Raw genomic sequence first — 16,116 nt, 5'->3', positions numbered from 1 at the left:
TTGCATCTTTATCAGTCTGATATCGGGTAGGTGTGCAACCAACAGTGATTGAAGCGTACCATTTACCTTGCTTAAAAATAATTGTGCAAGTTTTAGGTGTCCCCCAATCACGCGCTTGACCACGCATTTTGATGTTACCTAGGTTAGTGATTTTCAGATAACCATGTTTCCCGTTGGTACAAGCTTTCCAACCCGATTTACAAGGATAAGTCCATCCCTTGTATCTGCGACTGGCTTTAAATTTTGGATATCCAGATTTAAGTTTAAAAAACCGCTTAAAAGCAAAGTCAACACGCTTAACAGTATCTTGTAATGCATGGCTACCAAGCTCTTTATATTCTTCCCAATACTCCTTAAATTTGGGTAAACAATTCTGCTGATCGTAATAATCAACAGATTTACCAAATTTTTTATAAGAAGTCCTACGATGCTCAACGCAAGCGTTATACAGGTCTTTGTGTAACCTACGCCAGTAATGCATCTTATCGTTTTGAGTTTTTGACGGATAAAGTCTAAAAGTAATTCGTTTGGTAGCCATAACACTCGACCTGTATGTTACTCTTACATAGTAGCAAATTGAAAGCATATTGACAGCGATGAAACAAGTAACTACGCGAATATCAGACAGGGAGTACGAGCATTTAACGAAGTTTTGCCAACTAACAGAAAGAACACAATCAGATGTAATCCGTGAAGTTATCAGGAGATTGTCAATCAAAGGGGCATTGAACCCCCTTGATTGACGCGCTATCCTTCCCCATTCCGCTGTGCTGAGAATGGGGACTGCCGCGAAATACGTTCAAATTATACACTTTTCTGCATACATATTTAAACTTGTAACTACTAAAATAACGCTATATTAAATCGAATTTCAGTTATTCTTGTCTGCATTAGCTGAAGTTAAGATATTTGAGTTTTTATCTTCGAATCAGGATATATCAAAACCACACATCATAGCCATAAGTAATGATTATCATAAGATGTACATATATTATTTGTAATGTTTATTTTCTATTAATTAAAGTAAAATTTCATAGCTAGCTTTCGGAAAATATTTGGATAATCAATTTTACTGTAAACATCACAAATAATTATGTCAAAAGTCCTTATTGTCGACGACCATCATCTAATTATATCTGGAACATTAAATATGCTACAAAAACAGTATCCAGAGATAGAAATTCATATAGCTCAAACAGTTAAAAATGCTCTAGATGAGATAGAAAAGAATCAAAAAAATAACTCATTATTCGAACTAATAATCTTAGACTTATCAATTCCTGAAAAATTAGGAATGACTGCCCATGTTGATACAGGTATCAAATTCATTAAGCATTTATTAAATCAATATCCACTTCAGAATTTTATGGTGCAAAGTAGTTATGCGAAAGCACTAGTAAGAATTAAATATGAAATTGATGAGCATCAAGGAGGTTTTGTTATTGCAGATAAAGGACTATCTGAGAAGGATATGTTAAGTCGAGTCAACTTAGCAATAAATGGAGCAACTCACACTAAAGATATTAAAACTGGACTGGAATTAAAACCAGAATGGCTCGAAGTTTTAAATTTTGCATTTGCTGAAGGATTACAGGATAAGGTAATTGCAGAAAAAATGCATTTACACGAGCGGACAGTACGTACATATTGGACAAAAATTCAAGATGCTTTAAATGTATATCCTGAAGATTGTAAGCAAGGTGGTAAAAATATGCGAATTCAAACTGAAATTAGGGCTAGGGAAGAAGGATTAATAGACTAAAATTTTCGGGAGCATTTTTTTAAGATAAGACAAATTTTAATGTTACAAAAAGTTATAAAAATTATTAAAGATGAAATACCAATTTGGCGAGCTGCATCTATACCTGGAATAGTGATTATTTTGATAGTTATTATCGCTCGTTTTAGTGGTTCGCTACAATTTCCAGAATGGATGTTATTTGATACTTTTCTAAAAATGCGTCCGCATGAACCTATAGATGAGAAAATAGTAATTGTTGGTATTAATGAAAAGGATATTGAAAAAATAGGACGCTATCCAATACCAGATAGTGAGATAGCAGAACTTATAAAAAAAATAAGTAATTATAAACCCAGAATTATTGGTCTAGATATTTTCAAAAATGTACCTGTAGAACCTGGAAGTAATCAGCTAAGTCAAGTATTTAAAGAAACTAAAAATTTAATTGGTATAGAAAAAGTTTTAAATCCAGAAAAAATTTCTCCACCTCCAGATTTACCTCAAAAACAAGTTGGGTTTGTAGATATTATTCCAGATCGAGATGGTAAATATAGACGTCATTTACTATGGACTCCTAATCCTGATAAACCCAACGATAAAAAAGAAGATAAATTTTCTTTTTCTCTACGTTTAGTAAAAGCTTATTTGTCTTCTGAAAATATCTACTTAGAAGAAAATATTAGCGACTCAGGTTATGTCCAATTTAATTCTACAGAGATTCCAATTTTTCAACCCAATACGGGAGGGTATGTAAACACTGATGATGGAGGAATTCAAACACTAATTAATTTTCGTAACGGCAAAGAAAGATTTCGAGTTTTTTCACTTCACGACATCAAAAATAATAAACTAAAAAAACAATCGCTAAAAGGTAAAATAGTAATTATTGGAATTACCGGTGTTAGCTCTTCAGATAATTTTTATACTTCGGCAATTTCTGGGTTAAAATTACATGGAATAATTTCTGGGGTGGAATACCACGCTCACGCTACCAGTCAAATTATTAATGCAGTTATCAACAGACGACCTTTATTAAAGAGTTGGTCAGAACCCATAGAGTATGCGTGGATAATTATTTGGGGTTTTGTACCAATTATTATTGCTCGGTTAACACAGTCAGTATGGAAAAACTTGTTAGCAGTTAGTGCTAGTAGTATTTTTTTAATAGGATTAGGTTATTTATCTTTAATATTGTGGGGGTGGTGGGTTCCTATCGCGCCATGCTTGTTGATTTTATCAATTAATGGTCTCGGATTAAGTGCTTTCGCTTTTTATCAACATGACCGAGCATTAAAATCTCAAATTCATGCACGACAATCTACTATTGAATACACATTTACTATTATTCACAATGGTCCGTTACAAACATTGGCGAATGCTTTAAGTCGTCTACGTACAGAGGAATTACCACAAGAACAACTTATTTCACAGCTGGAAAAACTTAATAGTGAAATTCGAAGTATTGGTGATTTTCTCCAACAAGAAACTTTGAATAGCGAAGAAATATTACGATTAGGGAGTGGTTTAATTTTAGATTTAAATAAACCGGTAAACGAACTTTTCTATGAAGTTTACAGTAGTACTTTACAAAGGAATGATTTAAAATACTTCAATACTATAAAAGTAAAAACTCGCTCTTTCGAACCTATAGAAGATAGATATTTAAATATTGAGTATAAACGGGAGCTATGCCAATTTCTTGAAGAATGTTTATGTAATGTGGGGAAGCATGCTAATGGTGCTAAACGTATTCAAGTAACCGGCAAAATTTACGATGGGTGGTACAGATTAAGTGTAAAAGATAATGGATGCGGAATAAACTCACCGAGAGAAAGTAAAGGTACGAAGCAATGTAAAAATTTAGCTCGCAAATTAGCAGGTAATTTCAAACGTGAGTCTATTTCCCCTAAAGGTTGTTTGTGTGAGATTAATTGGCCTTTAACTCTAAAAATAAATTTTATCCATAAAATATATATTACACTTAGAAATTTAATTTAGGTCGTTACCCTATAGATATTATTGATTTCAAGTAATTTATAATTATAAAAACTAATTTTGCACGCAATTTGCAGAAACTTTTGCATCAGCTGAACGTGTAGAAATTATCTATGCAATTATTCTAAATAAATAATATTATGGCAAATTTAAACCCACGATTGCCATAGAAAACTTAATTCCCAAGCTTGAAATAGTTTTGATAGTGCTTCTTGCATGTTGTAAAACCTAACTTTAATTAGGTTGTCTAGTCTGATTCAATCTCACTTGATTTTGCATAAGTAAATGCTGATATTCCCTATAAACTTAATAGACAGCAAAAACATAGAGGTTAGTCTAGTGTTAATTTTTTACACCATGTCTAAAGTAACACATTTGGTATATTTATCGCTTGATATAAGGCACTTATAAACATATTTTTAAGCATATAGCTTTGTGTATGAATAAACATTTTGTTTTTAATACTGCTTTATAAAAAATAAAATTATGACTAATCGAATTTTTTGTATGTTGCTTAGAGACACTAATTATAAGGTACTCATTAGTTTACTATTTGTATTTGTCTTTGTATTGGAATTAATAATAGATGGGAAAAATTCACTAGCGAACGAAAATCATTCGTCTTTATTGGAAAAATCTACAAATATCTCTAAATCTAAAAGAACTAGGAGAAAGCCACCCAGCGATTACTCCAGAGCTGGAGGTTCAAGAGGTTGTCCTGGAGAAAATATACCTTTAACAATACTTGCACCGAATACATTCGTAGGAGAAACAACTTCTAGAAATCCAAGTTTTATTTGGTTTATATCTAAACAAAAATTAACAGAATTCCGTTTATTTAAGTTAGATAAAGGTACATCTACACCGAAGAAAATAGGCGTACCAATTCAGTACAAAAGTATATCGGGTATTAATAAGTTATCCTTTCCTAGCAGTCAATCTCCGCTTACAGTAGGTCAAAGGTATATTTGGCAAATATCAATTAATTGTTCTAGCGGTCCTTTTGTAAAAAGGGGAGAATTTATGGTTGTTCAAAAACCTGCAGTTCTTCAGGAACAACTGTCAAAGGTGACAAAAAATTCTCAAAAACCATATGTTTACGCACAGCAAGGTTTATGGTACGAAGCTTTGGAAGAAGCTTTAAAACTTGCACCTAATCAAGGAAAGTTAGGACATATCGGCTCTGATATTTTACGGAACCTAGCTAGCTCGGATAATTTTATCCCGGACGATTTTCAGCCAGAGAAAACGGAGATTTTGCATAAGAAAATTCAGCAGCGAAAAAATTATTTGGAAAAGATAGCAGGGGGAAGTTGATATTGAGTTAACGAACTTTGCACGCAGCAAGCTGAACGTTCGTAAGGAAGAAGGAAGAAGCCAGGAGGAAGAAGCTTTCAAGGGTAGGTTTTTTGGTATTGCGGAAATAGTTGATAATTTTCTCAACGGCTTAACGTGGTTTGGTCATTTTAGGATTTAATTATTCCCTAAAATTGCGAAAAAATGACCAAATACGAAATACCTACCCATGAGAGGGCCGAAGTTGGGAGTAAACTTCTTTCATAAACACAAATATGGGATGAAGCGCGTAGCGTGCCTGAAGGGTATATTCCCCTTGTGCTAACGCCCCGCTGAGAAGACCGTCCGTTAGGGCGCGCGCCTGTGTCATACGGTGTAAGATACGCCCGCACGAGGAAGCGTGAATGCGTTGGGTTTTAAATCCCCAAGGAAGACGCGCGGCTAGCGCCACGAATGCAATTCCAAACTTCTTCCTTCTTCCCTCTTCCCTCGCTTTAATATATCTCTTCCCTTAATTATTTTTGCTAAATATTATCTCCACCCAAATCATAGCCAATTTCCAATCATGACAAAGGGAGCCCAAAACCCGGGATTATCATATTGATTATTAATATCCTTTTGATTCTTCGCTTGAATCAATTTTACTTGGGCTCTTTGTAAAGCTTCTGCTTTACTTTGTCCCGAACGTAAATTTTGATAAAACTCTTTGACTAAAACTGAGGTAGATTCATCCGGTAATGACCATAAAGAAGCCAATGTACTTCTAACACCAACTTGTAAAGCAATACCAGCTAAACCTAAAGTAGAACGTTCATCTCCCACAGCAGTTTCACAAGCAGTTAGGGATAATAACTCAACCGAGTCAACACCGTCAGTGAATTCTCTGAATATTTTCTCCAGTTCACTGATAGTTAATTTCTGATTATTTCCTGCAACTAGAAGTGTATCTTCTGGCAAAATACCAAACTGGGCATGAGTTGCAATATGAATAATGGGATAAACAGTTTCTTGGAGTTTTTTTCTCAAGTTATCTGCAGTAAAATCTTCATTCAAAAGAGTTTTTGTATTGGGTAATACATTCTCAACACTTTTAATTTCCTGTTCTACATTGAGTAAAGCTGGATATTCTTTCCCATCTATATTTGCTGTTTTATTAACACCTAATATTAAAGTACGACTACTTTCCGTATTGAGTCTTTTTGGTGCTGTTAAACTTAAGCTCGGTGTTGTAGCGACAGCATATTTTTCAATTAAATATTTATTTTGTTTGCCGTCATATAATGCAGCCATCGGAACGCTACGAAAAAATCCATCTTCAACAAACACAAGAGTTTTAATTTCCTCAGGATTTATATAGTTCTCGAAAGGTGCAATTAATAATTCATATAATTCAGCAGCTTGGCTGGTATCATAATCAAAATCCTTACGCGCATCGATTAAACTTTGACGGAAGTTTTGGATTAACTTGTCAAGTTGTACAGTACTAATATTTTGACTGTTCTTTTGTTTGATCCACTGAAAATATGTCTTTTTATTAGGTAAGCTAAGTAAAATAGCAGTGTTATTTTCGAGAATTATTGAGCTGAATACTGCTGTATTATTTCCTAATAATTCATCAACTTGTTTTTCTCTAATAGACGCCAAAATGCATTCATTACCGAAGTAGTTCTGTAATTCTGCTAATTTGAGAGAATCAATAATTTTACGGGCTGCAATCAAATTTTTGTTTACATCATTTAGTGTTTTACTAGCGATTATATTTGACTTTATATTTGACTTATCTTGTAAGCTGACAACTTGCTCTGTACTTTCAAGTTTTAGTTCGGCTAACTTACGATAAATTGGTTGAATTATTTCTTGGAAGTTTAGTTGAAAATCTCTATTTGTTGTGAGAATATCACTACGAATTTTTTCTAAAGTCTGAAATGCTCTTTCGTAAGCTTCTATAGCCTGAGATGTATTATTTTTACTTTGTTTGAGTAAAATTCTTCCTGTTTGCCATTCCCATAAATATAAGCTATCTCTAGTTTTTAAATCTCGATCAGCAACTATTAATGCTTGTCTAGTTAAAGCTAAAGCTTGTTCATAATTTTCTTGACATTCATAAACATGTCCTCTCGCTCCTAAAGCGAAAGATTGAGAACGAGAGTCTCCAATATTTACTGCTATTCTTATGGCTTTATCTAGTAATTCCTCAACTTCATTTATTGGAAGCTTTCGATTTAAGTTTTGAGTATTAGTACATTGGTTTAGTGATAAAGTATCAACAGCATTAGCAGGTAAATTTGCTAAATCAATAGCTGCATATACTTTTTGGGTAGAGTCCGGTAATTCTGCCAAAAGTGATACAGCTTGTTGTACAAGTTGATTTAGTTGGTTTTGCTCAAATAATTTTAAATTTTTACTGCGAACATAAACATGGGTTAAGTTCATAATTGCTCTCATCTGAGCAGATTTATCATTTTGTTCGCGAGCTATTTCTAAACTGTCTTCAAGGTTCTTTTGAGCTTTGTAATAAGAAGATTTTGCTTGCTTGACAAATTCATTATATTTGCTTTCTAAATAAATACTAGGAATACTATTTTTAACAGAATTTGCACGTAGTTTCCAAAGTTGGGCCTGACTTAAATAGATATTACCTAAACTATTTAATATTAAAAAATTATCATTTGTATCGCCAATTTTTCTTCCATCTTCAAGATATTTAATTGCCAGTTTATATTGAGCTAATTGACGATATGCTTCTCCAATAATTCCCAACGCAGCAACTTTTACTTTTTCATCTGCTTGAGTTTTAGCAATTTCTAATACACTTTCTCGGATACAATTTGGTTTTTGATTGGTTCTCTCAAACTCTACATCTTCTCCCTCTACACCACATATAAGTTCTATTGTTTTTTTTGGTTGCCCCAAAATGCTGTACGCTTGGGCTAATTCCGTAAGTGCTCTTCCTATTTCGCGGGAATTATCTAGTTGACGATATAAAATAACTACTTCTTCCCACTGTTTTACTGTTTCTTCTAGATCGCCAAGTTGTTGATATGCGATTGCTAAATTTCCCCGAACAATTGCTTCTTGGGGAAGCTTTTTATTGTTCTTATATGTTTCCAGAGCTATCTTCCATTCTTGGACTGCTTCCCTAAATTGACCCTGCTCATAATATTTCTTACCTTTCTCTACCAATTGATCAGTATTTTGATTTTGTGCTTGGACAACCCTACCAAATGCAACTTGGGTATTTGCAATGGAAACATGGCTGAGCAAAAAAGTAAATATGAAGCTGATGAGAAAAAATGCTGCTAATATTCTACGTCTTCTTATTATGTATGGCTTTGACATAGTTAAATATTGTTTTGACCTCCGACTAACTTATTTATTCATATCAACTCGGGTTTAATCTCTAATTATTCCATGCGATAAAAAGTTATTCGTAGTCGCGATCAAGCACGACTACAAACTTCATAGACAAAGCTAGAAATTCTGCATATTCATCCCAGTGTGGAAATATTCAAAACCCCCAATATATTGAAATTTAGCTGCTTTGAAAATTAGAAGTAAATTTGCAATATACTGCTCTACAAAATTTCTACACCATTAACTTGGAAGCTGCAGTATTAACTAGCGAATCGGGGTTATTTATTGGTAAATCACCACCAAGATGCCAAAAAAACATTCCACCTAATTCTTGTTGTTCCAGATAATCAATTTTTCCTAGAACTGATTGCTTATCCTCATAGGTACTAAATTCCTGTGTTTGAGAATTATAAACGTAGGGTACTTGTGCGCTATCATCCCAGTAACGTTCGTATCCATTAGTATCGATTTTGTCGTAGAGGTCTTTATATAGAATTGCATTTTCACCTGGAACAGGGGTACCACTTTGCAACAGACCATCATTGTTTGCTCCAGGATTAACTCCAGTCCAACTGTAACTATAGAGCGGAACTCCAAGAACAATGTCCTTAGCGTCAACTCCAGCATTTAAATATTCTTGAATACCCCAACTCACATTTAATTTATCGCTGTTATAGGAGTTATCATTACTATTTTTATACAACGCAGCCTGATGATTAGTTTTCTGCTCCCAAGGACCATGATAGTCATAGCTCATAACGTTGATAAAATCAACATACTCGGAAGTCTGTTTTAAAACTGCTGGGTTCAAATCATAAGGACTATCACCGTAGTCTGATGGAGATAATTGATAGGGAGAAGCTGAAAGAGCAGTAGTTAGTTGATAATCCTTACCATCTGTCAAAGATACCTTATTAACTTCCTGACGGAGATCCCCAAGTAATTTCAAGTAATTATCATTTTCCTCTTTTTTAGGAAATTCCCAGTCAATATCAATACCATCAAATCCATTGTTTCTCATAAATTGGACGGCAGAATTGACAAAATTTGCCCGAGATTGTGGATTGGAAGCCGTAGGAGAAAAATCAGGATCTCCTGCACCACCGATAGAAACAAGAATTTTTAAATCAGGATTTTGAGCCTTAATAGATTTAAGTGCGTCAATATCCCCATCCAAACCAGTATCTTGGTTAAGTTTGATATTACCTTGAGCATCAACATCCACAAAAGCATAGAACAAATGTGTCAATTTATCCCCTGGAATACTTGCAGGGTCAGTATTACCATTAATTTCCCAAGATGGTAAATATCCACCTACAATGCGTTCGTTATTTCCAGGTTGTGTTGTATTATTATCATCGGCTAAAGCTACATAAGTGCCATCTTGATCGAAACCAACAATATCAGCGCGACCATCTCCATTTACGTCACCAAGTTGACGTGGCTTTGTATCAAAGCTATTCCATCCACCCTTGTTAACGGTAAAATCATCATTTTTGGCTACGGTAGTTGCACCAAAAGTACCATCACTTTGACCCAAAGAAATTTGGACATTATCGGGTCCAAAACCAACAATATCTGCTCTTCCGTCTCCATTCACATCCGCAACTTGACGGGGATATAGATCGAAGTTACTCCAGTTCCCTTTACTTACAGTAAAATCATCATTTTTAGCGAGTAAAGCTTGACCAAAATTACCGTTACTTTGACCTAAAGATACTAAAACTTTGTCATACCCGAAACCAATAATATCCGCCCGTCCATCTCCATTGACGTCAGCCACTTGACGGGGGTATTTATCAAAACTACTCCAGTCTCCTTTGCTTACCGTGAAACCATCACTGTCAGCTATCAACGCTTGACCAAAAGTACCGTTACTTTGACCTAAAGACACCAAAACTTTGTCGTACCCGAAACCAATAATATCCGCCCGTCCATCTCCATTAACATCAGCCACTTGACGGGGGTATTTATCAAAACTACTCCAGTCTCCTTTGCTTACCGTGAAACCATCATTGTCAGCTATCAACGCTTGACCAAAAGTACCGTTACTTTGACCTAAAGACACCAAAACTTTGTCGTACCCGAAACCAATAATATCCGCCCGTCCATCTCCATTAACATCAGCCACTTGACGGGGGTATTTATCAAAACTACTCCAGTCTCCTTTGCTTACCGTGAAACCATCACTGTCAGCTATCAACGCTTGACCAAAAGTACCGTTACTTTGACCTAAAGACACCAAAACTTTGTCGTACCCGAAACCAATAATATCCGCCCGTCCATCTCCATTAACATCAGCCACTTGACGGGGGTATTTATCAAAACTACTCCAGTCTCCTTTGCTTACCGTGAAACCATCATTGTCAGCTATCAACGCTTGACCAAAAGTACCGTTACTTTGACCTAAAGACACCAAAACTTTGTCGTACCCGAAACCAATAATATCCGCCCGTCCATCTCCATTAACATCAGCCACTTGACGGGGGTATTTATCAAAACTACTCCAGTCTCCTTTGCTTACCGTGAAACCATCATTGTCAGCTATCAACGCTTGACCAAAAGTACCGTTACTTTGACCTAAAGACACCAAAACTTTGTCGTACCCGAAACCAATAATATCCGCCCGTCCATCTCCATTAACATCAGCCACTTGACGGGGATATTTATCAAAGCTACTCCAATCTCCTTTACTTACAGTGAAGCCATCGTTATTAGCTACAAAAGCTGGACCAAAAGTACCATTGCTCTCACCCAAAGAAACCACAACATTATCGTATCCAAAAGCAATTAGATCGTCTCGACCATCTCCGTTAACATCAGCTATTTGTCGCGGATATTTATCGAAACTACTCCATCCTTGGGAGTGACCAAAATTATTTGTAGCTATTTTTTTTACTCCAAAAGTAGTCATAACACTCCTCACTTTTTATTTTGAATTACTTCTCTAAAGTTTTTCTATTTGACTTTATCTACTTGCAACCAAAAAAAAATTGATTGAATTATTTGATTTGCATAATGTTTTTTAGAACTTAATTTAATTGGATAAAGGTGTGACAAGCATTTAACCATATGATTCTTTGTTAAATATCAGGATACAGATTATTCGCAGTGTAGTATGTGAAGCTTCTAAAAAGCGCAGTTTGAACTCTGAAGACATTAGCTGTTAACAAATGTAAGTAATATTTTCTCCTCTAAAGCAAGGATTCAAAAATTTTAGCTTTTCCAGAAATAAAATTATTTATAGGAGTATTTATATTAGTGATATACAAACTCACAGATTAAGTATTTTCAGGGCAAATATTAAAGCCATATATCGCAACAGCTTAGTCATAAAAGTGCTTAACTTCGGAGGCAAATAATTTGAGATAGTTGTTTGTCAAGAGTTCTAAAATACAAAAAAAGTAATTACAGGACACTACTGCCGATTACCTGTATGGAACAATGGCTTATTGAACAGTTTCAAATATCATATAAAACTTCTACTTTATTTGGAATGCACTTTTGTGGTGTTTTTCATGCATTATAGATAATCCTGTTTAGTTATGTGAATATGCTTCCAACTGAAATTGCCTTGCAAATGGTATTATCTTCGATTTTATACAAGGTTGCTATAGCAATCTGATATATCTAACTAAATAGATATTGATTTATTGACTAACTGATGTTTACTAGGTATACAGCTTAAAAATAATATGTTTAACATCTATGCCCAAGTTAAATTTAATATTTATGTCCCTATACTTAACTAAAAACTTCATTCGTATATACACTTTAAATCGAAGTATTTTATTTATCTCCTCAGTTAATGTATTAATTTTTTGATATTGTTAGGTCGTAGAAATAAATTAAAGTTTCATATAAAATGCATAAAAAACTTTATAACAATGTACAATATTTCTTGTTTAACTTAGAACAAAAGTTTATAGAAAATTTTTTACTAAATTTTCAAAGTATTTAGTTTTTCTCTCTTTACATATTAAAGCAGTTTAAGACCTCAAAATCTGAAGGTTTTGACATTTAACTATTATTTTTAAAGCACAAGGGCTTGAAATGAAGAATGTGAACTCCAATGGCTTATGCGATTTAGTCACCAAGATAGTATTATTGGGATTTTTCAATCTAAGCACAGCATTGATTAAACCATGTTTCGCTCAAAGTAACATTACACCAGATAATACTTTGGGTGCTGAGGGTTCACAAGTTATTCCTAATGTAAATAATCCAGATGGAATTCCCAGTGAATTGATTGAAGCAGGAGCCCAAAGAGGCCAAAATTTATTTCATAGTTTTCAGGAATTTAATGTCAGTGAAGGACGAGGAGCTTACTTTGTAGTTCCGAATAATACGATTCAAAATGTATTAACCAGGGTAACAGGAAGTAATGCTTCTTCCATTAATGGTGTTTTAGGGACGATTTCAAGTAGAAATTTTGACCCTTCTAATGTCAATCTTTTTTTAATTAATCCCAATGGAATAATTTTTGGGAGAAATGCAAGTTTAAATATCAATGGTTCCTTTGCGGTGACGACTGCAAATGCTATTGAATTTGGCAATCGGGGTTTGTTTAGTGCGACCGGTCCTCAGTTACCTTCTGAATTATTGACAGTTAATCCTTCGGCTTTTTTATTTAATCGAATAAATGCTCAAGCATCAATTCAAAGTACAAGCGTTGCACCTGCAGGTGAGGATATCTTAGGAAATAGTTTGACAGGTTTGCGGGTTGGCGACGGAAACAGTTTGTTGTTGTTGGGTGGAAATATCAATATTGACGGTCAGGAAGAACAAGGAGGAATATCTGCTGTTGGTGGGAGAGTTGAGTTAGGAGGTTTAGCAAGTATAGGCACAGTTGGATTAAATGTAGACGGAAATAACTTAAGCTTAAGTTTCCCAGAACAGGGAAACGGGAGTGATGTATCCCTTAACAGTGGCGCAAGGGTAAATCTGCGTGCCGATGGCGGTGGGGATAGTATAATTAATTCCGGAAATTTAGAGATTATAGAAGGAAGTCAAATACTTGCTGGAATTTCCTCTGGTTTAGGTTCACCTGGAGTTCAAGCGGGAAACATTGCAATTAATGCTACTGGAACAATAGTTATTGATGGAGTACCCAACGGCTCACGCAGTGGTGTATTCAATCAAACTGAGATTGGATCTGTGGGTAACTCAGGTAGCATCGATATCAATGCGGATAGTGTAGAGATAAAAAATGGCGGTCAACTCAATACTAGTGCTTTAGGAAGTGGGAATTCCGGTAAAATTTTAATCAATGCAACAAATAAAGTGCTATTTGATGGCGCTCCTCTGGGATTTCAAAGCTCTGCATTTAGCCAATTGGGAGAGAATGCTGTAGGTAATTCTGGTGGTATAGAGATTAACGCTGGTAGTGTTGAGGTATTCGATGGTGGTTATCTAGAAGCTAATACCCTTGGAATCGGAAATGCGGGGAAAATTCAAATTACTGCTCGTGAGAAAGTAGTGATTGATGGAGAATCGCCTCTGGGATTTCTCAGTGCTGTATTTAGTCAAGTGGGAGAGAATGCTGTAGGTAATTCTGGTGGTATAGAGATTAATGCGGGTAATGTTGAGGTTACTAATGGCGGTCAACTCAGCGCTAATACTTTAGGTACGGGAGATGCAGGTAAAATTACGATTTCTGCTCGTGACAAGGTTGTTTTTGATGACCAATCTCCTTTTGGAAAACTGAGTTCTGCATTTAGTCAAGTAAGAGAAAATGCTGTAGGTAATTCGGGTGGAATTGAAATCAACGCAAATAATGTTGAAGTAACTAATGGTGGTCAACTTAGTGCTACCACCCTCAACCGAGGAAATGCAGGGCTGATCAAAATTAATGCTACTGACAAAGTTGTATTTGACGGGGTATCTCGTTTTGGAAATCTAAGCTCTGCAATAAGCCAAGTTAAAGAAAATGCTGAGGGTGACTCGGAGGGAATCGAGATTAATGGAAGTAATGTTGAGATTACTGGTGGTGCCCAACTGACTGCAACTACCCTTGGGAAGGGAGATTCTGGCAAGATAAGCATAACTGGTACCGAGCGAGTAGTTTTTGATGGAGAATCTACTCCCCTTTTCACTGTAAGTTCTGCGATAAGTCAAGTATTTGGTGGGGCTGAAGGCGACTCGGGTGGAATCGAAATTAATGGCGGTAGTGTTGAGATTACTGGTGGTGCTCAACTGACTGCTACAACCCTTGGAAAGGGAAATTCGGGCAAGATAAGCATAACTGGTACCGAGCGAGTAGTTTTTGATGGAGAATCTACTTTTGGTTTTGGTCCTGTAAGTTCTGCAATAAGTCAAGTTAAAGAAAATGCTGAAGGCGACTCGGGTGGAATCGAAATTAATGGCGGTAATGTTGAGATTAGGAATGGTTCTCAACTGACTGCGACTACCCTTGGAAAGGGTGATTCTGGTTTGATTCGAATCGCTGCTACTGAACGAGTGGTTTTTGATGGAGAATCTACTTTTGATTTTGGTCCTGTAAGTTCTGCAATAAGTCAAGTGTTTGGTGGGGCTGAGGGTAACTCAGGTGGAATTGAGATTGAAGCCGATAATGTCGAAATTACCAACGGTGCTTTTCTTGATGCTAGTACCCTAGGAAAAGGTAATGCTGGAGCAGTTCGTATTACTGGTCGCGATCGCGTGATTTTTGATGGTAAATCTAAAGATGGTTCCTTGAGTTCTAATTCAAGCAGTCAAGTGGGCTCTGGAGCAATCGGTAATTCAGAGGGAATAAGTATCAATGCTCCCAATATTAAACTGAGTAATACTGGTTTTATTAGTACCAAGACTTTAGGAGATGGTCGAGCCGGCGATATTACAGTTCGTTCTACAAATTTTGATATAATTGGTGGTAGTCAAGTATCTGCAGAAAGTGAAGGAACGGATGTAGCAGGTAATATCAATATAAGCGTTAAGGATAATTTTAATGCTAACAATGGACAAGTTCTCACTCAAGCAGAAAAATCTAGTGGAGGTGATATAAATATCACTGCAGGGAAAAATATCATTCTCCGCAATAACAGTGATATTAAAACTATACTTTCCACTACAACAGGTAGTGGTGGCGATATAAATCTTAATGCCAACGCCATAGTAGCCTTAGAAGATAGTGACATCTTTGCCTTTGCTCCACAAGGTAGCGGAGGTGATATTATTTTTAACACTAATGCTTTTTTAAGTGACTCTCTTTTTAGCCCCACATCAGAAACTGGGAACTCTTTTACGGAAGAAAAGCTAAATCGATTAGATGGTAACAGTCGAGTAGATGTCAATGCCAGTGGTAGTGTTAGTTCTGGAACAATTATTGGTATTACAGATAATAGCTTTTTGCAAGACGATCTTGCGGAACTGACAGAAAACCCAATTGATAGCGAAGCTTTAGTTGCGAGTAGTTGTGTTGTCAGAAGTAAAAAACGTAATGGTAGTTTCTTTATTACTGGGACCGCAGGTTTACCCTATCGTCCGGGGGATACATTACCTTCAAGATACTCTGCAATTAAAGTCCGAACTATAGAGGAAAGTTCTGCCAAAAAACCGAATCAGAAATGGAAAATTGGCGATCCAATTGTCGAACCAACAGGAGTTTATAGTTTGGAAAATGGGCGACGGATTCTAAGTCGAGAGTGTGGGAAATGAAAAGTTTTATTCCTTATGAGTAGGTTAGGAAGAAAAATCATAACTTATTTGTAATCATGCTTTAGCGCTAAAGC

At 35.7% G+C, this 16,116-nt stretch carries 7 protein-coding genes; 4 read left to right on the top strand and 3 right to left on the bottom strand.

The window, feature by feature from the left end; all coding sequences use genetic code 11:
- A partial coding sequence (locus BC008_RS02395; protein ID WP_161938067.1) for an RNA-guided endonuclease InsQ/TnpB family protein occupies positions 1–538 on the bottom strand: 538 nt, incomplete at its 3' end.
- A gap of 555 nt (positions 539–1,093) precedes the next feature.
- On the opposite strand from BC008_RS02395, the gene BC008_RS02390 reads away from it, so the two are divergent.
- The 3 genes from BC008_RS02390 (at position 1,094) to BC008_RS02380 (ending at position 5,053) form a co-directional block, all read left to right on the top strand.
- A complete protein-coding gene (locus BC008_RS02390; RefSeq protein ID WP_036268585.1) occupies positions 1,094–1,762 on the top strand; it encodes a response regulator transcription factor in 669 nt (222 codons plus the stop codon).
- 39 nt (positions 1,763–1,801) lie between these two features.
- Entirely contained in the window at positions 1,802–3,739 is a 1,938-nt protein-coding gene (locus tag BC008_RS02385; RefSeq protein ID WP_027846543.1) for a sensor histidine kinase, read from the top strand.
- A gap of 483 nt (positions 3,740–4,222) precedes the next feature.
- Complete coding sequence (locus tag BC008_RS02380) at positions 4,223–5,053, top strand: DUF928 domain-containing protein (protein ID WP_082650461.1); 831 nt, start codon at positions 4,223–4,225, stop codon at positions 5,051–5,053.
- Between the two features lie 525 nt (positions 5,054–5,578).
- On the opposite strand, the gene BC008_RS02375 is transcribed toward BC008_RS02380, so the two are convergent.
- Together BC008_RS02375 and BC008_RS02370 are read right to left on the bottom strand one after the other, a co-directional pair.
- Positions 5,579–8,371, bottom strand: a complete 2,793-nt coding sequence (locus tag BC008_RS02375; protein ID WP_036268537.1) for a CHAT domain-containing protein — start codon at positions 8,369–8,371, stop codon at positions 5,579–5,581.
- Positions 8,372–8,618: 247 nt separating this feature from the next.
- Positions 8,619–11,300: a glycosyl hydrolase family 18 protein gene (locus BC008_RS02370; protein WP_058183045.1), complete on the bottom strand. Its 2,682-nt coding sequence runs from the start codon at positions 11,298–11,300 to the stop codon at positions 8,619–8,621.
- A 1,139-nt stretch (positions 11,301–12,439) separates the two neighbouring features.
- Between BC008_RS02370 and BC008_RS02365 the strand changes: the two genes are divergently transcribed.
- Positions 12,440–16,042 carry a two-partner secretion domain-containing protein gene (locus BC008_RS02365; protein ID WP_058183044.1) on the top strand — a complete coding sequence of 1,201 codons (3,603 nt, stop codon included), beginning with the start codon at positions 12,440–12,442 and terminating at the stop codon, positions 16,040–16,042.
- Positions 16,043–16,116: the final 74 nt, after the last annotated feature.

Origin of the sequence: Mastigocoleus testarum BC008 (genome assembly GCF_001456025.1) — a bacterium.
GTDB classification, from domain to species: Bacteria; Cyanobacteriota; Cyanobacteriia; order Cyanobacteriales; family Nostocaceae; genus Mastigocoleus; species Mastigocoleus testarum.
The sequence above is the reverse complement of the archived record's forward strand: the minus strand, read 5'-3'. Positions and strand labels throughout refer to the sequence as shown.